An 18,018-nucleotide genomic window follows, 5' to 3' on the forward strand; every position below is an offset into this window, starting at 1 on the left:
TGGCGGGGGGTACGAGGGTCACTTCGCGCCGAGCGCCTTCTGCAGGGCGGCGAGATTGGACCGCATGACCTCGATGTAGTCGGCGCCCTTGGACTTGGGCGTGATGCCTTCGAGCGGGTCCAGGACGTCGGTCTTCAGGCCGGTGTCCTTGGCGAGGGTCTTCGCCGTCCTGTCGCTGGCGAGCGTCTCGAAGAAGACGGTGGTGGCCCGGTCCTTCTTCGCGATGGTGTGGATCTCGCTGATCCGGGCGGGGCTGGGCTCGGCCTCGGGGTCGACGCCGGCGATGCCCTCCTGGGTGAGGCCGTAGCGCTCGGCGAGGTACCCGAAGGCGGAGTGGGTGGTGATGAACGTCCTGGTGGCGGTGTTCCTCAGGCCGTCCGCGTACGCCTTGTCCAGCGCGTCGAGCTTGCCGACCAGCGCGGCCGTGTTCTTGCGGTAGTCCGCGGCGTGGTCCGGGTCCGCCTTCGCCATGGACTTCCCGACGCCCTTGGCGACCTCGGCGTACTTCACCGGGTCCAGCCAGATGTGGGGGTCGGCGCCGGCCTCGTCGCCGTGGTGCTCGTGGCCGTGTTCCTCGCCGCCGGCCTCGGTGCCGTGGTCCTCCAGCGTGGTGAGCTTCGCGGCGTCGACGGCGTCCTTCGCGCCGGACTGCCCGATGGCGTCGTCCACGGCGGGCTGGATGCCCTTGAGGTAAAGGATGTAGTCGGCGTCGGTGAGCCCGCCGATCTGCCGCGGGCTGAGCTCCAGGTCGTGCGGCTCGACGCCCGGCTTGGTCAGCGTGGTGACGGAGACGTGTTCCCCGCCTATCTGCTCGGCCAGGAACTGCATCGGATAGAACGAGGCCACCACGTCCAGCTTGTCGCCGTTCTTGTGGTCCGCGGTGTCCGGGGAGGAGCAGGCGGTGAGCGCGGTGAGGCCGAGGGCGACTGCTCCGGCGACCGCGGCGGTGGGTATGAGGCGGCTGACGTTCATGACAGTCATTTTCAACAAAACTGGAAACGATTGTCAACAAGACCTATGAGATGACTTCCCGGCCGACGGCGCCGATACCGATTTGATCCAGGGGCCGTCCCCGCCGGTAATCTGAGTCATTCGCCCGCCCGTCTCCTGAACACCACCCCCCACCTAGGCGCTTCGCGCCGCACCCTGTCCCATTTCGTCGCAATGAAGAGAGCACCGTGGCCGCCGACAAGATCGACTCCATCGTCAGCCTGAGCAAGCGCCGTGGCTTCGTCTACCCGTGCAGTGAGATCTACGGCGGTCAGCGCGCCGCCTGGGACTACGGGCCGCTGGGTGTCGAGATGAAGGAGAACCTCAAGCGCCAGTGGTGGCGCTACATGGTCACCTCGCGCGAGGACGTGGTCGGTCTCGACTCGTCGGTCATCCTGGCCCCCGAGGTCTGGTCCGCCTCCGGCCACGTCGCCACGTTCACCGACCCGCTGACCGAGTGCACCTCCTGCCACAAGCGCTTCCGCGCCGACCACCTGGAGGAGGCGTACGAGGAGAAGCACGGTCACGCGCCCGCGAACGGTCTGACCGAGCTGAACTGCCCCAACTGCGGCAACAAGGGCACCTTCACCGAGCCCAAGCAGTTCTCGGGCCTGCTCTCCACCCACCTCGGCCCGACCCAGGACTCCGGCTCGGTCGCGTACCTGCGTCCCGAGACCGCCCAGGGCATCTTCACCAACTTCGGCCAGGTGCTGCAGACCTCGCGCAAGAAGCCGCCGTTCGGCATCGCCCAGATGGGCAAGTCGTTCCGGAACGAGATCACTCCGGGCAACTTCATCTTCCGCACCCGCGAGTTCGAGCAGATGGAGATGGAGTTCTTCGTCAAGCCGGGCGACGACGAGGAGTGGCAGCAGTACTGGATGGACCAGCGCTGGAACTGGTACACGGACCTCGGCATGCGCGAGGAGAACATGCGCTGGTACGAGCACCCGGCGGAGAAGCTCTCCCACTACTCCAAGCGCACCGCCGACATCGAGTACCGCTTCCGCTTCGGCGGCAGCGAGTGGGGTGAGCTGGAGGGCGTCGCCAACCGCACGGACTACGACCTCAAGGCGCACTCCAAGGCCTCGGGCACCGACCTGGTGTTCTTCGACCAGGAGGCCGGCGAGCGCTGGACCCCGTACGTCATCGAGCCGGCGGCCGGTGTCGGCCGCGCGATGCTCGCCTTCCTCCTCGACGCCTACATCGAGGACGAGGCGCCCAACGCCAAGGGCGTCATGGAGAAGCGCACCGTGATGCGTCTCGACCCGCGCCTGGCGCCGGTCAAGGTCGCCGTCCTGCCGCTGTCCCGCAACCCGCAGCTGTCGCCGAAGGCCAAGGGCCTCGCGGCCGACCTGCGGAAGAACTGGAACATCGAGTTCGACGACGCGGGCGCCATCGGCCGCCGCTACCGCCGTCAGGACGAGATCGGTACGCCGTTCTGCGTCACCGTCGACTTCGACACCCTCGACGACAACGCGGTGACCGTGCGCGAGCGCGACACCATGAAGCAGGAGCGCGTCTCCCTGGACCAGATCCAGGCCTACCTCGGCGCCCGCCTGATCGGCTGCTGACGTATCGACCGCGCCGACGAAGCCCCCGGTTCCCCGTACGGAACCGGGGGCTTCGTCACGCACCGGGCATCCCACCGAGGGGCCCCGGTGCCGTCAATGACCACCAGCGGGGTCACCCGATGCGTCCACGTGTGCAAGCCGGGGGTGCGGCGGCGGCCGGGCCGCGACGCCTGCGGCCGGGAGAACGGGGGCGGTTCCCGCCCCGGCCCGTGGCCGGGAGCATCCGGCCGAGGCCCATCGGACGGCCGCCGACCCGCCCGCCCGGTCACCCGGCGCGGGAACCGGGCGCAAAAGCCGGTGCGGGTGCGCACCGGGCCGGGGTACGGTTCCGGCATGTCTTCGTTCTTCCAGATCTACGAGTGAGAGCGCGGCGGGTTCGACCACCCGCCGCCCACCGGACCCCTGCCAGGTCGCCTGAGACCTCACTTCGCACTACGAACCGGAGAACGCCGTGGCCAAGAGCCGTAACAACCTTCTCGGTGTGGGCGGACAGCGCAAGAAGCTGTCCCGCGCCGATCAGCAGGGCGCGGGCGCCGCCCGCAACACCGACCGCAAGGCGGCGGCCGACCAGAAGCAGGAGCTGCTGCGCAAGATGCGCGAGCGCGCCCAGTCCGGCACCGCCCCCGAGGCGGCCCCGGCGGACGGCGCCGCGGACGCGTCCGGGCAGGACGCCCCGGCCGAGAGCTGACGCCTCCTCACCCCGCTCTGTCCCTTTGGGGCCGCCCCCCCCCCCCCGCGGGCCCCCCCCCCCCCCCCCCCCGCCCCCCCGCCCCCCCCCCCCCCCCCCCCCCCCCCGCCCCCCCCCCCCCCCGCCCGCCCCCCCCCCACGCCCTTGTCCGCGCCCCGCGACCGCCCCGCCTTCACGCCACCCTGCGCGGCAGCCGCAGGCTCAGCAGCGTCGTCAGCACCACCGCGGCCAGCTGCACCAGCAGCGTCACGGCCAGCGCGTCCCGCATCCCGGCGCCCGGCACCAGGGCGAGGAACAGCGTGCCGAGTGTGGCGACCCCCAGGGCCAGCGCGGCCTGCTGGGTCGTCGTCATCACCCCGCCGCCCACCCCGGCCCGCGCGGCCGGTACGTCGGAGAGCACGATCCGGAACAGGACGGGCAGCTGGAGCCCCTGCCCGAACCCCGCGATCGCGACCCCCGGCAGCAGCCCCAGTGCCCCGAGACCGGACCACTCGCGCCACACGGTGATCGCCAGCACCAGCACCCCCGTCGCCTGGATCAGCCCGCCGGCCGTCACGACCCGGCTGCCGTACCGCAGGATCAGCCGCGGACCGGCCAGCGACGCCACGAAGAACGCCGCCGCCATCGGCGCCATCGACAGCCCGGCCGCGGCCGGACCCAGCTCCAGCCCCTGCTGGAGGGCGACCGCGATGACGAACATGAAGCCGCCGAAGCCGATCGAGAACGGCACCACCAGCGCCAGCCCGCGGCGCAGCGACTCCAGCCGCAGCAGGCTCGGCGGCACCAGCGGGGTCAGCCCGCGGCGGTCGGCCCGCCGCTCCACCCGGTAGAACGCGTAACCGGCGAACGGGAACAGGGCCAGCGAGACCCAGGTCCACAACGGCCAGCCCGCGGCGCGCCCCTCCGTCAGCGGCGCGAGCAGCGTCACCAGCGACACGGTCAGCAGCAGCGTGCCCGGTACGTCGATCGGCGCGGGCCGCTCGGAGCGGGTCTCCGGCACCACGCGGGCGGCCAGCACCAGCCCCACCGCCGCCACCGGAACGTTCACCAGGAACACCGAACGCCAGCCCGCGCTCTCGCCGAACACCGACGACAGCGGCGCGGCGGCGACGAGGACACCGCCGAGGACCTGGCCCGCCACCATGGAGAGCCCGGCCGTCGCCCCGTACAGGCCCATCGCACGGGCCCGCCGGTGGCCCGAGGTGGCCGCCTGGATGGTCGCGAGCACCTGCGGCAGCATCAGCGCGGCCGCGGCGCCCTGGGCCACCCGCGCCGCCACCAGCGTCCAGGCGTCGGGGGCGAGTCCGCAGGCGAGCGAGGTGACCCCGAAGGCGGCCATGCCCAGCAGGAAGAGCCGGCGCCGCCCGGCCATGTCCCCGAGCCGGCCGCCGAGGACGAGCAGCACGGCGTAGGAGAGGCCGTAGCCCGCGACGACCAGTTCGAGCAGGGCGGGGCCCGCGGCCAGATCGTGGTCGATCGTCGGCAGGGCGACGTTCACGATGAAGAAGTCGATGAGCGGCAGCGCCGCACCGAGCAGCACGGTGAACAGTCCGAGCGCGCCGAGCACCGGAGCGGGGTGGTCGTGCCGCACCACGGCGTCGGCGGTGGCGGAGGAGGGGTGCGTCCGTACAGTTGATTCACTCACGCCATCGAGAATCGCGGCCTTGTCAGCCTGGTACCAGAGTGTCTTTATCCTGGTACAAGGAGCACCTGGCAGAGCGCCGGGCGGTTCGGCAGGCTGGAGGCATGGCGACGATGGCGAGCGAACCGCCCGAGGTGCGCGTGGTCCCCGGGGTTCCGCCGGCCCAGGGGCGCGGCGGGCGCTTCGAGCCCGATGTCCGGCGGCACGAACTCGCGGACTTCCTGCGCAGCCGCCGGGAGCGCATCACCCCCGAACAGGTCGGCCTGCCCCGGGGCCGCCGCAGGCGCACCCCCGGCCTGCGCCGCGAGGAGGTCGCCCAGCTCTCCGCCGTGGGCGTCACCTGGTACACCTGGCTGGAACAGGCCCGCGACATCCAGGTCTCGCCCCAGGTGCTCGACGCGCTGGCCCGCGCCCTGCTGCTGGACCGCAGCGAGCGCGGCCATCTCTTCTCGCTCGCCGGCGCCGTCGACCCGTCACCGGACGCGGACTGCCCGAGCGTGACTCCGGGACTGCGCGAGATGCTGCGGCAGCTGGACCCCGTCCCGGCCTGCATCCAGAACAGCCGCTACGACATCCTCGCGTACAACCGGACCTACGGCAGGCTGCTCTGCGATCTGGAGGCGGTCGCCCCCGAGGACCGCAACTGCATGATCCTCGCCTACACCAACGCGCAGTGGCGCTCCTCCGTCGTCGACCTCCCCGGGGTGCTCCGGCTGATGGCCGCCAAGTTCCGCGGGGCGATGGCCGACCACCTGGCCGAGCCCGCCTGGAAGGCGCTCCTGGGGCGGCTGGAGGAGTCGTCCGCGGAGTTCCGGGAGATCTGGGCCCGGCACGAGGTGGTCGGCGCGGGCAGCCGGACGAAGGTCTTCCGCAACGCCCACGTGGGACTGCTCCACGTCGAACACACCGACCTGTGGCTCGGCCCGTCGCGCGGGCCGCGGATGGTGACGTACGCGCCCGCCGACGAGGAGACCAGGCAGCGCCTCGACCGGCTTCAGGCCTTGGAGCTTGCCGACGTCTGATCCCCGGCCGGGACGTCCGCCGGCCGCTCCAGCCGCCGCGCGGTCCGCAGTGCCGTCTCCCGCGCCCAGCGCCCGCTGGTCAGCGCCCCCACCAGCAGGACACACAGCCCGCACCCGGCGAGGATCCACCAGGCGGGCTTGCTCGCGTCCACGAAGGCCTCGGCGTAGGCGGCGCCGCGCGGCGAGCCGGTGCCTGCCACCCCGGCCGCCAGCACCGCACCGATCACCGCGACCCCCAGCGCCCCGCCGGTCTGCCGGCTGGTCGAGGCCACCGCGGCCGCCACCCCGGCCTGCGAGCGGGGCATCCCGGAGACGGCCGTGTTGGTGATCGGCGCGTTCACCATGCCGAAGCCGAGGCCGAACAGCACATAGCCGGTGAACAGCAGGACGTTGTCCGTCTCCGCGTCGAACGCGGCGAACAGCAGCCCGCACGCCGTCATGGCCACGCCCGCCACGAGCAGCGGGAGCCGGGGGCCGCGGTTGCCGACGAGCCGCCCGGACAGCGGTGCGCAGACGAAGGTCAGGGTCGCCATCGGCAGCATGTACAGACCGGCGTGCAGCGCGCTCAGCCCGCGCACGTTCTGCAGGTACAGGGTGTTGAGGAAGAGGAACCCGCTCAGCGCGGCGAAGGCGCTGACCGCTATGACGGTGGCACCGCTGAACGGGGCGCTGCGGAAGAACCGCAGATCGATCAGGGGCTCGGCCCGCCGGGGCTCGTACAGCAGCAGGCCGGCCAGCGAGCACGCGGCGAGCGCCGCGAAGGCCAGGATGCGGGCCGAGGTCCACCCGGCCGAGGGTGCCTCGATGATCGCGTAGGTCAGTGAACCGAGCAGCGCCATCACCAGCAGCTGACCCACCGGGTCGGGCCTGCGCGGCTTCGGGGCGCGGGACTCGGGGACGTACCGCCAGGTGAGCAGGAGCGCGGCGAGGCCGACCGGCAGATTGACCCAGAAGATCGACCGCCAGCCCACCGAGTCCACCAGCAGCCCGCCGACCACCGGTCCCGCCGCCATGGAGATGCCGACGACACCGCCCCACACCCCGATGGCACGGGCCCGCTCGCGCGGGTCGGTGAAGGTGTTGGTGATGATCGACATCGCGACCGGGTTGAGCATCGAGCCGCCCACCGCCTGCACCATCCGGAACGCCACCAGCGACTCCAGGTTCGGCGCCACGGAGCAGAGCAGCGAACCGAGGGTGAACAGGACGAGCCCGATCTTGAAGATCTTCCGGCGCCCGATCCGGTCGGCGGTGGAGCCCGCGAGCATCAGCAGCGAGGCCAGTACGAGGGTGTAGGCGTCGATCGTCCACTGCATGCCCGCGACGGTGGCATGCAGTTCCTTCTGCATGGACGGGAGGGCGACATTGAGCACGGTGTTGTCGAGACTGACGATCAGCAGACTCATGCAGCAGATCGCCAGTACCAACTGCCGGCGGCGGTGGCTGAGCTCAGGCATACATGGATAGTACGGTTAACTAACGAACTCTGCTGCCGGAGAGCCGCGCTTTGTACGCGACAATGGAGCAATGACCACGCTCGCCCCCTCGCTCCCACTGCTCCGGATCGGCCCGCACACCGTGCAGCCGCCGGTGGTGCTCGCCCCCATGGCCGGCATCACCAACGCCCCGTTCCGCACCCTGTGCCGGGAGTTCTCCGGCGGCAAGGGGCTGTTCGTCAGCGAGATGATCACCACGCGGGCGCTGGTCGAGCGCAACGAGAAGACCATGCAGCTGATCCACTTCGACGCGAGCGAGACCCCGCGCTCGATCCAGCTGTACGGAGTCGACCCGGTCACCGTCGGCAAGGCCGTCCGCATGATCGTCGACGAGGACCTCGCCGACCACATAGACCTGAACTTCGGCTGCCCGGTCCCCAAGGTGACCCGCAAGGGCGGCGGCTCGGCGCTCCCGTACAAGCGGCCGCTGCTGCGCGCGATCCTCAACCAGGCGGTCTCCAACGCGGGTGATCTGCCGGTCACCATCAAGATGCGCAAGGGCATCGACGACGACCACATGACCTATCTGGACGCGGGCCGGATCGCGGTCGAGGAGGGCGTCACGGCCGTCGCCCTGCACGGCAGGACGGCCGCCCAGCACTACGGCGGCACCGCCGACTGGGACGCCATCGCGCGGCTGAAGGAGCACGTCCCGGAGATCCCCGTCCTCGGCAACGGCGACATCTGGTGCGCGGACGACGCCCGCCGGATGATGCGCGAGACCGGCTGCGACGGTGTGGTCGTGGGCCGGGGCTGCCTGGGCCGTCCCTGGCTCTTCGGCGACCTGGTGAGCGAGTTCGAGGGCACGGGGGCGCGGCAGGCGCCGGGGCTCCGCGAGGTCGCCGATGTGATGCTGCGGCACGCGACGCTGCTGGGGGAGTGGATCGGCGACGAGACGCGCGGCGTGATCGATTTCCGCAAGCACGTGGCCTGGTACCTCAAGGGCTTCTCGGTCGGCTCGGAGATGCGCAAGAGGCTCGCGGTCACCTCCTCGCTGGAGGAGCTCGGCGGACAGCTGCGGGAGCTGGACCTGGACCAGCCGTGGCCGGACGGCGCGGACGGGCCGCGCGGGCGCACCTCCGGCAACAACCGCGTGGTGCTGCCGGACGGCTGGCTGAAGGACCCGTACGACTGCGCGGGCGTGAGCCCGGACGCGGAGCTGGACACCTCGGGCGGCTGAGGGGATCCGCCCGGTCTTCCGGGCAGCTCTCGGGCACGCGGCGCCACAGGCACCGCGTGCCTCTTCTTTTGCCTCGCTCATGTGAGCGCGGCATTCGGCCGGAATCGGTGGTGGTTCGGTCGGGACACGACTCGAACGAGTCGGAAACGGGCACCGCACGGTGACTCCGCCCCCTCTGGTTCCGTATCGGTGATGACGGTGTGACGGGCGGTTGCCGATCGGGCGTCCGGATGGTGACATCTGAGCGTCGGCCGTGGAGTGATTCTCGCCACCCTGAGAGTCGAGGCGCTCAGATGAGCGCAATTTTGAGAGCTGCATTTCTCAAATGATGGCACTCGGTGCCAGGGGCCTCCACTTTGATCGATCGACGCTTCCACTGCGTAGTGTCATCAAAATGGCGAGATCTGATGACTCTCGGTGTTTATGCGTTCAAGAATTGAATGAATCCTGCCGATCGGGCTGCGGATCACGTCACTTTCGATCTGCTGGCGGACGGGTGGTTGAGGCCTCATGACGCGCAAGTGGACGTACCCAGACACCTTCGATCTGGGTATGTTCCTCGCCGTCAGGGCAGCCACCGCGTCCTCGAGGAGTCGAGACCCGTGTCGGAAAACAAAGATCCCCACGTAGCCACCCCGGAATCCCCGGAGCTCAAGGGCGAGAAGTTCGTTTATGACTTCACCGAGGGCAACAAGGATCTGAAGGACCTCCTCGGCGGCAAGGGCGCGAACCTCGCCGAGATGACCAACCTCGGGCTTCCCGTCCCTCCGGGATTCACCATCACCACCGAGGCGTGCAAGGTCTACCTGGACAGCGGTGAAGAGCCGACCGCACTCCGCGCCGAGGTCAGCGCGCATCTCGACGCCCTCGAAGCACGGATGGGCAAGAAGCTCGGCCAGGCCGACGATCCGCTGCTGGTCTCGGTCCGCTCCGGCGCGAAGTTCTCGATGCCCGGCATGATGGACACGGTCCTCAACATCGGTCTCTCCGACGAGTCCGTGGTCGGTCTCACCGCCCAGGCCGGCGACGAGCGGTTCGCGTGGGACTCCTACCGCCGCCTCATCCAGATGTTCGGCAAGACCGTCCTCGGTGTCGACGGCGACCTCTTCGAGGAGGCGCTGGAGGCGGCCAAGGAGGCCAAGGGCGTCACCGTCGACGTCGACCTCGACGCGGCCGACCTGAAGAAGCTGGTCGACCAGTTCAAGAAGATCGTCGCGCGGGACGCCGGACGCGACTTCCCGCAGGACCCGCGCGAGCAGATGGACCTGGCCATAAAGGCCGTCTTCGACTCGTGGAACACCGACCGGGCCAAGCTCTACCGCCGCCAGGAGCGCATCCCCGGCGACCTGGGCACGGCCGTCAACGTCTGCTCGATGGTCTTCGGCAACCTGGGCCCCGACTCCGGTACGGGCGTCGCGTTCACCCGCGACCCGGCCAGCGGCCACCAGGGCGTGTACGGCGACTACCTGCAGAACGCGCAGGGCGAGGACGTCGTCGCCGGTATCCGCAACACGGTGCCGCTCGCCGAGCTGGAGTCGATCGACAAGAAGTCGTACGACCAGCTGATGCAGATCATGGAGACCCTCGAAACGCACTACAAGGACCTGTGCGACATCGAGTTCACCATCGAGCGCGGCCAGCTGTGGATGCTCCAGACCCGGGTCGGCAAGCGCACCGCCGGTGCCGCCTTCCGGATCGCGACCCAGCTCGTCGACCAGGGCCTGATCGACGAGGCCGAGGCACTCCAGCGGGTCAACGGCGCGCAGCTGGCGCAGCTGATGTTCCCGCGCTTCGATGACGACGCGAGGACCGGGCTGCTGGGCCGCGGCATCGCCGCCTCGCCGGGCGCCGCGGTCGGCAAGGCCGTCTTCGACTCGTACACCGCGGTCAAGTGGTCGCGCTCCGGCGAGAAGGTCATCCTGATCCGCCGGGAGACCAACCCCGACGACCTCGACGGCATGATCGCGGCCGAGGGCATCCTGACCTCGCGCGGCGGCAAGACCTCGCACGCGGCCGTCGTCGCCCGCGGCATGGGCAAGACCTGTGTCTGCGGCGCCGAGGACCTCGAAGTCGACACCAAGCGCCGCCGGATGACGGTGGGCGGCCGGGTCGTCGAGGAGGGCGACGTCGTCTCCATCGACGGCTCCACCGGCAAGGTGTACCTCGGTGAGGTACCCGTCGTGCCGTCCCCGGTCGTCGAGTACTTCGAGGGCCGGATGCACGCCGGCGCCGACGACGCCGACGAGCTGGTCGCCGCCGTGCACCGGATCATGGCGTACGCGGACCGGGTGCGCCGGCTGCGGGTGCGGGCCAACGCCGACAACGCCGAGGACGCGCTGCGGGCCCGCCGCTTCGGCGCCCAGGGCATCGGTCTGTGCCGCACCGAGCACATGTTCCTCGGCGAGCGCCGCGAGATGGTCGAGAAGCTGATCCTCGCGGACACCGACGCCGAGCGCGAGACCGCGCTGGAGGAGCTGCTCCCGCTCCAGAAGGCCGACTTCATCGAGCTGTTCGAGGCGATGGACGGACTGCCCGTCACCGTGCGGCTGCTCGACCCGCCACTGCACGAGTTCCTGCCCGACATCACCGAGCTCTCGGTACGGGTCGCGCTCGCCGAGTCCCGCAAGGACGCCAACGAGAACGATCTGCGCCTGCTCCAGGCCGTGCACAAGCTGCACGAGCAGAACCCGATGCTGGGCCTGCGCGGGGTACGCCTCGGGCTCGTCATCCCCGGCCTGTTCGCCATGCAGGTACGGGCGATCGCCGAGGCCGCGGCCGAGCGCAAGAACGCCAAGGGCGACCCGCGCGCGGAGATCATGATTCCGCTCGTCGGCACGGTCCAGGAGCTGGAGATCGTCCGCGAGGAGGCGGACCAGGTCATCGCCGAGGTCGAGGCCGCCACCGGCACCCGGCTGAAGCTCACCATCGGCACGATGATCGAGCTGCCGCGCGCCGCGCTGACCGCGGCCCAGATCGCCGAGGCCGCGCAGTTCTTCTCCTTCGGCACGAACGACCTGACCCAGACGGTCTGGGGCTTCTCCCGCGACGACGTGGAGGCCTCGTTCTTCACCGCGTACCTGGAGAAGGGCATCTTCGGGGTGTCGCCGTTCGAGACGATCGACAAGGACGGCGTCGGCTCGCTGGTCCGCAGCGCCGTCGAGGCCGGCCGGGCCACCCGCCCGGACCTGAAGCTCGGCGTCTGCGGCGAGCACGGCGGAGACCCGGAGTCGGTGCACTTCTTCCACGAGGTGGGTCTGGACTACGTCTCCTGCTCCCCGTTCCGCATCCCCGTCGCCCGGCTCGAAGCGGGCCGTGCGGCGGCGGGCTCGACCGGCAGCGACAGCCGCTGAACCGGCACCGGGTCCACCGACTCCATGACCCTTCGACCCGGTGACTCCATGACCCCCTGACCCGGAGCGGCCGTCGGCCGGGCACCGCTTTCACCGGCCCGACGGCGACTCCGGAACACCCGAGGACGGCGGCACCCTGTGCGGGGGTGCCGCCGTCCTGTCCTGTTCCGGGGAAATCGCTGTGCGGCGTTGTGCCTTTTGCTTGCGCATTACGCATCTTCGCGCATTACGCAAAGTTCGTTCATTACGCAAAGAGCCGGGCCGGGAACGGACCGGGATGCGGCCCATGGATCCCCATCCATGGGCCGCACCCGGGTTACCCCCGTCGGGCACGGAGCCGCTCCGTCGTCCACCGCCGCCGGGCGAGCAAAACCCCCCACGGCCTTCACTCGCCCTTCCGGTGGCGCCGGATTCGTACCCGACGTCGTACAGCTTTTCGGGTGACACCGTGCGGGTGCGAGGCGTTTCACCTCTGGCCGAAACCCCGTGGTGACGTGCTGTTACGGATCACCTACCCTGGGGTGGGGGTAATTGCAGGTGCAACAGGTGGGGGATCGGTGCTGCGTATCCACATGTCCGGAGTGGACCTTTCCAGGGTGCGGATGGCCACCCGGCCCGACGCACTGTGGGAAACCGCTCTGAGTTTCCACCGGCTGCGGGACCGGCGCGGTTCCGCGGTGTTCGGGAAATGGCGTACGGAAACCCGGCCTCGGTTGAATGGTGAAGTACGCCTGCTGTCCGCCGTGATTCCACCGCGCGGCTATTTCCCGGATTTCCTGACGCCTTCTCAGGAAAGCGGCGAGCCGTACGGCATCGACGCGGGAATGCAGGCATTGCGCGAGACCCCGCCCGGCCGGATCCGGGCCGAACTCGCCCTGCTCGGCACCGAACGCCGCGACGCCTACGGCTCCCCGGACGGCCGCACCGAAGCGCCGGGCCGGCTCGTCGACGCGCTGCGCGCCTACCACCGCGCCGCCATCGAGCCCTACTGGCCGCACATCCGGGCCAGCGTCGAGGCCGACCGCGCCATCCGCGGCCGCGCCCTCCTGGACGGCGGCGCGCACGAGCTGCTCGCCTCCCTCCCGCCGATGATCCGCTGGCGTCCCCCCGTGCTGGAGGCGGACTACCCCGTCGACCGGGAGGTCCGTCTGGACGGGCGCGGACTGCTGCTCCAGCCGTCCTTCTTCTGCCGCGTCACCCCGGTCGTCTACCGGGACCCGAGACTTCCGCCGGTCCTCGTCTACCCGGTCACCCACTCCCGCGCCCCCGCCTTCGCCGGACCGGGCCCCTGGCTCGGCCGGCTCCTCGGCAACACCCGCTCGACGGTCCTGAGCGCCATCGGCAACGGCTGCACGACCAGCGAGCTGGCGCTGCGGGCCGGGGTGTCCCTCGCCTCGGCGAGCCAGCACGCCTGCGTGCTGCGCGAGGCGGGCCTGATACACACCCTGCGGCACGGCGGATCGGTCCTGCACACACTGACGCCGCTGGGCGGCTCGCTGCTCCGGGGCGGCGCCCCGCTCGCCCTGTCCTGAGAGCGGGCGACCGGGTGGCCGGGACCGGGCGGCGAGGGGAGGCTGGGAGGCGGCGAAAGTCTTTCCGCCGGCGGCGATGAGTTCCCGCGGGCTGCGCCGTCTACCTGTCGTACACGTTCGAACAACAGAGAGAGCGAAGCGACCATGCCTCAGATGATCTTCGTCAACCTGCCCGTCAAGGACCTCGAAGCGACCAAGGCCTTCTTCGGGAAGCTGGGCTTCTCGTGCAACCCGCAGTTCTCCGACGAGAACACGGCGTGCCTCGTCATCAGCGACACCATCTTCGCGATGCTCCTCACCGAGCCGCGCTTCAAGGACTTCACCAAGAAGGAGATCGCCGACTCCGAGAAGTCCACCGAGGTGATCCTCGCCCTGAGCGCCGAGAGCAGGGAGAAGGTGGACGAGCTGGTCGACGCCGCCCTCGCCTCCGGCGGCTCGCCCGCCAACGAGCCGGTCGACTACGGCCACATGTACGGCCGTTCCTTCCAGGACCCGAACCACCACATCTGGGAGGTCATGTGGATGGACCCGGCCGCCGTCGAGGGCGGGCAGGGCTGAGCCGGCCGGCGACCGGGCCTCAAGGGGTGAGGCTCGGGTACGTCACCCCCGTGAGCTGCTCGGACGCCATCCAGAGCCGCTCACTCGTGACATCGTCCCGGGTCCAGCCCGCCCGCCAGGACGGCGCGGGCGCACCGCGCCAGCCCAGCAGCCCCGGACCGGTGAACGAATCGGGGCGCACGCCGGGCGCGGTGGCCGCGTACAGCGTGGGCAGCGCACCGGCCGAAGCGGGCTGGGCGACGATCCGGTTGCCCAGCTCGAAGAACCGCTCCACCGCCCGCCGGTTCTCCATCCGGGCCGCGGCGGACTGAAGGCCGGTCGACGCGTATCCCGGGTGCGCGGCGGCGGCCATCAGCCGGGAGCCCGCCTTCGTGAGCCGTCGCGCCAGCTCGTGGACGAAGAGCAGATTGGCGGTCTTCGAGCGGCCGTAGGCGATCCAGCGACGGTAGTTCCGTTCGCTGTTGAGATCCCCCATGTCGATGTCGGACAGCGCGTGCATCCCGCTGGAGACGGTCACCACCCGCGCCCCGGGGGTGTCGAGGAGGCGGGGGAGCAGCAGCCCGGTCAGGGCGAAGTGTCCCAGGTGATTGACGCCGAACTGCCTCTCGAAGCCGTCGGCCGTCGTCCCGTACGGGAGGGCCATCACACCCGCGTTGTTGATCAGCAGATCGATCCGGTCGGGCGCACGGTCCGCGGCGAACTCACGCACCGACCCCAGATCGGCCAGATCCAGCGGTACGAACGTCACGTCCGCGCCGGTCACGGCCTTCCGGATCCGGGACTCGGCCGCCCTGCCGCGCGTCTCGTCCCGGCAGGCGAGCAGGACCCGCGCACCGCGCCGGGCCAGCTCCCGCGCGGTGTGCAGACCGAGGCCGCTGTTGGCTCCGGTGACCACGGCCGTACGGCCGCTCTGGTCCGGGATGTCGTTCGCGTTCCAGCCGTGGCTCATGGGCTCAGCGTACGGCCGCGATGTGCGGCCCGGACCTGCCGGGCCGGTCCGGATCCGCGCCTGGGCGCGCCCGGCGGCGCAGGGGCGTACCAGGGGGCGTGAACCTCAGGAGTCGCTCAACTTTTCCGTGATCCGGCCGGAGGGGTTGGACGGCGTGCGTACCGCGTCCATAAGGTCATGATCATGCCGGATATAGCACTCACCACCGTGATCGTCCTCTGCCTCGCCGCGGCCGCGGCGGGCTGGATCGACGCGGTGGTCGGCGGCGGCGGACTGCTTCTGCTGCCCGCGCTGCTCCTGGGCCTGCCGCACGTCCCGGCCGCACAGGTGCTGGGCACCAACAAGGCGGTCGCGATCGTCGGCACGTCGGGCGCGGCCGTGACCTATGTGCGCAAGGCGCCGGTGAAGGTCGGGACCGCGCTGCGGATCGGACTCGCGGCGCTGGCCGGTTCGATGGCCGGGGCGTTCTTCGCCGCCGGGATCAGCAGCGACGTGCTGCGGCCGGTGATCATGGTGGTGCTGCTGGCCGTCGCGGCGTTCGTGATGCTGCGGCCCTCGTTCGGCAAGGACACCGGCGACGGTACGCGGCAGCGGGTCACCCGGGCCCGCACCGTCACCGCGATCGTGCTCGTCGGTGGCGGCATCGGTTTCTACGACGGGCTGTTCGGCCCCGGCACCGGCACGTTCCTGGTACTGGCGCTGACCGCGGTGCTCCACCTCGACCTGGTGACGGCGTCCGCCACCGCGAAGATCGTCAATGTCTGCACCAACGCCGGCGCGCTGGCGATGTTCGCCCACCAGGGCAGTGTGCTGTGGCAACTGGCCGCGCTGATGGCGGTGTTCAACCTGGCGGGCGGGCTCATCGGCGCGCGGATGGCGCTCCGCAAGGGCAGCGAGTTCGTCCGCGGGGTGCTGCTGGTCGTGGTCTTCTCGCTGGTCGCGAAGCTGGCCTTCGACCAGTGGACGGCCTGAGCGGTCCACGGGCGCCGGGTCTCACCGCACGGCGGTCAGATGCGCGTACGCCACCACATTGCCCTCGTACCCCGTCTCCTTGGAGAAGCCGCCGCCGCAGGTGATCAGCCGCAGCGAGGCGAAGGACGCGGCGCCGTACACCCGCCGGTCGGGGAAGTCGTCGTTCTCGTAGACCTCGATCGCGTCCAGTGAGAAGACGGCGGTACGGCCGTCCTGGCGGACCACCTCGACCGTGCTGCCCTTCTGCAGGGCGCCCAGGTCGTAGAAGACCGACCGCCCCTGCGCGTCGTCCACATGACCGGCCACGATCGCGCTGCCCCTGGAGCCCGGGGGAGTGCCGTCCCGGTACCAGCCGACGACGTTGCGGTTGCCGGCCGGGGGCACGTCGAGACTGCCGTCCGGCCCCAGACCGAGACGCATCATCGGGGCGTCCACCCGGATGCTCGGGATGCGGATGCGTACGGGGGCCGAGGGCCTCAGCGGGTCGGCGACCGGGGACCCCGGCTGCGGTACCGGGCCGTCGGCGAAGGCCTGCGCGGCGGTCGGCCGGGGCGGGACCAGCTGGGCGCCGGCGCCGTTGCGGATCAGCCAGACACCGGCCAGCGCCGCGATGACCAGCAGCCAGCCCTTGGCCTTCTCGGACACGGTCGTCCTCCGGGTGACGGAACGGGGACGGTCCCGTCCCGGTGGCGCGCGGCCACCGGGACGGAAACCAGGCGGTACGGAGACGTGAATCCGCCTCCGTCAGCCGGCTCTCTGCGTGCCGCTCGCCCGGCGACGCAGGAGCCAGGCTCCGCCGACGGCGGTCGCGGCGAGAACGCCGGCGCCCGCCGCGATCTGGGTGGTGTCGGGCCGGACACTGCCGCCGACTCCGGTTTTGACGTGCCCGGTGGGCCCGGTGGGGTCCGAGGGGCGGTGTCCGGACGACGAGCTGTCGCGCCCGGACGAGGACGAGCTGTCATGGCCCGACGAGGAGCTGTCGTGCCCGGAGGACGACGAACTGTCGTGTCCGGAGGACGAGCCGTCCTGCTTGCCCGAGCCCTCCTCCTCGTCGGAGGGCTTCCCGCTCTCGCGCCCGCCCGAGCTGTCCTGCCCGGACGAGGACGAGTCTCCGCGCCCGGACGACGAGCTGTCGCCCCGGTCCGAACCCTCACCCTGGTCGGAGCTCTCGCCCCGGTCCGTGTCCTCGTCCCCGGGCGAGGTGTCGCGTGCGCCCGCGATGCCGAGGCCGGACAAGGCGTCGAGCCCGCCGGCCGAATCGAACAACGAGGGCGCGTCGAGCCCGGAGAGCTTGTCGAGGCTGAACGGGTTGTCCGTACCGGCCCCCGACCCGGCGCCGTCGCCGGATCCCCCGTCGCCGGATCCCCCGTCGCCGGATCCCCCGTCGCCGGATCCCCCGTCGTCCGCGGCCCCGTCGCCGGTGGTCCGCGTCCCGAGGCCGTCGGTGGTCCGTGACGCGGCGTCGGCCGAGCTGATCCGCTGCGCGCCGGCCCCGTCCGCGTACGCGGCGGGGCAAGCGGTGAGGAAGCCGAGCGTGGCTATGGTCACCGCGGATGCGGCGGTACCGGTCACTAGGCGGACAGGACGCATGGGGGATTCCTCCGGCGATGGCGCGAGTAGGTGTGTCCTGTCACTGAGCTAACGGGCGGGCCGCCACCCATGCCTGCTGACACCAAGTCAGCTTTCACTCGAACGGACCGGCGCGGCCTCCTTGTCAGGGGGTGATCGCGCAGGTCACAGCGGTGATCGAGGCCGGTCGGGGTGGTCTCGTGGTGCCCGGTGCCGATCGAGTGACGGAGCCCGGGAATAAAGTGGCGTACATCACACGCATGACCTCGCGGGTGCCGGGCACACGTCTGTCACCCCCCACGGGACGGTGTACGAGGCCGCCCCCGGCCGCCGCCCTCACCGGGTCCGCCCCCCCTGGACCCGGTGAGGGCGGATTCGTGCGGAGGGGCAGCGGGCCGGGAGCGGAGGGCCTTCGCTCGAACACGATCCGTCACCGTTTGTGGCCGAATGCTGCGGCAGTATTTCGGCCTCGTGGCGAGAACGATCAAGGGCTGGCGCC

Annotated in this window: 14 protein-coding genes; 8 read left to right on the plus strand and 6 right to left on the minus strand. The window is 70.9% G+C overall.

Annotation, left to right across the window (positions count from 1 at the left end; all coding sequences use genetic code 11):
- Positions 1–18: 18 nt before the first annotated feature.
- Positions 19–972 carry a metal ABC transporter substrate-binding protein gene (locus ACGF8B_RS28325; protein WP_392744021.1) on the minus strand — a complete coding sequence of 318 codons (954 nt, stop codon included), beginning with the start codon at positions 970–972 and terminating at the stop codon, positions 19–21.
- 206 nt (positions 973–1,178) lie between these two features.
- Here ACGF8B_RS28325 and ACGF8B_RS28330 point away from each other — a divergent pair, with 206 nt between their 5' ends.
- Complete coding sequence (locus ACGF8B_RS28330; protein ID WP_392744023.1) at positions 1,179–2,561, plus strand: glycine--tRNA ligase; 1,383 nt, start codon at positions 1,179–1,181, stop codon at positions 2,559–2,561.
- Between the two features lie 451 nt (positions 2,562–3,012).
- Positions 3,013–3,249 (plus strand): DUF6243 family protein, encoded by a 237-nt coding sequence (locus tag ACGF8B_RS28335; RefSeq protein ID WP_392744026.1) that lies wholly within the window; start codon positions 3,013–3,015, stop codon positions 3,247–3,249.
- Between the two features lie 172 nt (positions 3,250–3,421).
- Here the strand turns inward: ACGF8B_RS28335 and ACGF8B_RS28340 are convergent, their stop codons facing one another.
- Positions 3,422–4,894: an MFS transporter gene (locus ACGF8B_RS28340; protein ID WP_392744028.1), complete on the minus strand. Its 1,473-nt coding sequence runs from the start codon at positions 4,892–4,894 to the stop codon at positions 3,422–3,424.
- Between the two features lie 101 nt (positions 4,895–4,995).
- Here ACGF8B_RS28340 and ACGF8B_RS28345 point away from each other — a divergent pair, with 101 nt between their 5' ends.
- On the plus strand, positions 4,996–5,913 hold the full coding sequence (locus ACGF8B_RS28345) for a helix-turn-helix domain-containing protein (protein ID WP_392744030.1): 918 nt from the start codon (positions 4,996–4,998) through the stop codon (positions 5,911–5,913).
- On the opposite strand, the gene ACGF8B_RS28350 is transcribed toward ACGF8B_RS28345, so the two are convergent.
- Entirely contained in the window at positions 5,886–7,370 is a 1,485-nt protein-coding gene (locus ACGF8B_RS28350; RefSeq protein ID WP_392744033.1) for an MFS transporter, read from the minus strand. The two genes, ACGF8B_RS28345 and ACGF8B_RS28350, sit on opposite strands and share 28 nt — an antisense overlap.
- Before the next feature lie 70 nt (positions 7,371–7,440).
- Between ACGF8B_RS28350 and dusB the strand changes: the two genes are divergently transcribed.
- The 4 genes from dusB to ACGF8B_RS28370 all read left to right on the plus strand — a co-directional run bounded on the left by dusB (position 7,441) and on the right by ACGF8B_RS28370 (position 14,029).
- The gene (gene dusB / locus ACGF8B_RS28355; protein ID WP_392744035.1) at positions 7,441–8,589 is read left to right on the plus strand and encodes a tRNA dihydrouridine synthase DusB; all 1,149 of its coding nucleotides are present in this window, start codon (positions 7,441–7,443) and stop codon (positions 8,587–8,589) included.
- A 602-nt stretch (positions 8,590–9,191) separates the two neighbouring features.
- The gene (gene ppdK, locus ACGF8B_RS28360; protein ID WP_392744037.1) at positions 9,192–11,939 is read left to right on the plus strand and encodes a pyruvate, phosphate dikinase; all 2,748 of its coding nucleotides are present in this window, start codon (positions 9,192–9,194) and stop codon (positions 11,937–11,939) included.
- Between the two features lie 557 nt (positions 11,940–12,496).
- Complete coding sequence (locus ACGF8B_RS28365) at positions 12,497–13,471, plus strand: ArsR/SmtB family transcription factor (protein ID WP_392744041.1); 975 nt, start codon at positions 12,497–12,499, stop codon at positions 13,469–13,471.
- 144 nt (positions 13,472–13,615) lie between these two features.
- On the plus strand, positions 13,616–14,029 hold the full coding sequence (locus tag ACGF8B_RS28370; RefSeq protein ID WP_392744044.1) for a VOC family protein: 414 nt from the start codon (positions 13,616–13,618) through the stop codon (positions 14,027–14,029).
- A 19-nt stretch (positions 14,030–14,048) separates the two neighbouring features.
- Here ACGF8B_RS28370 and ACGF8B_RS28375 read toward each other — a convergent pair whose 3' ends face one another.
- The gene (locus tag ACGF8B_RS28375) at positions 14,049–14,978 is read right to left on the minus strand and encodes an oxidoreductase (RefSeq protein ID WP_392744047.1); all 930 of its coding nucleotides are present in this window, start codon (positions 14,976–14,978) and stop codon (positions 14,049–14,051) included.
- A 183-nt stretch (positions 14,979–15,161) separates the two neighbouring features.
- Here ACGF8B_RS28375 and ACGF8B_RS28380 point away from each other — a divergent pair, with 183 nt between their 5' ends.
- Positions 15,162–15,950, plus strand: coding sequence for a TSUP family transporter (locus ACGF8B_RS28380; protein ID WP_342282323.1), 789 nt, complete (start codon positions 15,162–15,164; stop codon positions 15,948–15,950).
- A 21-nt stretch (positions 15,951–15,971) separates the two neighbouring features.
- Here the strand turns inward: ACGF8B_RS28380 and ACGF8B_RS28385 are convergent, their stop codons facing one another.
- Positions 15,972–16,595 carry a class F sortase gene (locus tag ACGF8B_RS28385; protein WP_392744051.1) on the minus strand — a complete coding sequence of 208 codons (624 nt, stop codon included), beginning with the start codon at positions 16,593–16,595 and terminating at the stop codon, positions 15,972–15,974.
- A gap of 99 nt (positions 16,596–16,694) precedes the next feature.
- A complete protein-coding gene (locus ACGF8B_RS28390) occupies positions 16,695–17,540 on the minus strand; it encodes a hypothetical protein (protein WP_392744669.1) in 846 nt (281 codons plus the stop codon).
- Positions 17,541–18,018: the final 478 nt, after the last annotated feature.

Origin of the sequence: Streptomyces sp. NPDC047917 (genome assembly GCF_043204345.1) — a bacterium.
In the GTDB taxonomy this organism is placed as follows: Bacteria; Actinomycetota; Actinomycetes; order Streptomycetales; family Streptomycetaceae; genus Streptomyces; species Streptomyces sanglieri.

What these genes read in the sequence shown, in the direction of transcription:
- ACGF8B_RS28390 (WP_392744669.1), bottom strand. Translation starts at nt 17,540, where the DNA reads ATGCGTCCTGTCCGCCTAGTGACCGGTACCGCCGCATCCGCGGTGACC.
- ACGF8B_RS28325 (WP_392744021.1), bottom strand. Translation starts at nt 972, where the DNA reads ATGAACGTCAGCCGCCTCATACCCACCGCCGCGGTCGCCGGAGCAGTC.
- ACGF8B_RS28370 (WP_392744044.1), top strand. Translation starts at nt 13,616, where the DNA reads ATGCCTCAGATGATCTTCGTCAACCTGCCCGTCAAGGACCTCGAAGCG.
- ACGF8B_RS28345 (WP_392744030.1), top strand. Translation starts at nt 4,996, where the DNA reads ATGGCGACGATGGCGAGCGAACCGCCCGAGGTGCGCGTGGTCCCCGGG.
- ACGF8B_RS28350 (WP_392744033.1), bottom strand. Translation starts at nt 7,370, where the DNA reads ATGCCTGAGCTCAGCCACCGCCGCCGGCAGTTGGTACTGGCGATCTGC.
- ACGF8B_RS28375 (WP_392744047.1), bottom strand. Translation starts at nt 14,978, where the DNA reads ATGAGCCACGGCTGGAACGCGAACGACATCCCGGACCAGAGCGGCCGT.
- dusB (WP_392744035.1), top strand. Translation starts at nt 7,441, where the DNA reads ATGACCACGCTCGCCCCCTCGCTCCCACTGCTCCGGATCGGCCCGCAC.
- ACGF8B_RS28380 (WP_342282323.1), top strand. Translation starts at nt 15,162, where the DNA reads ATGCCGGATATAGCACTCACCACCGTGATCGTCCTCTGCCTCGCCGCG.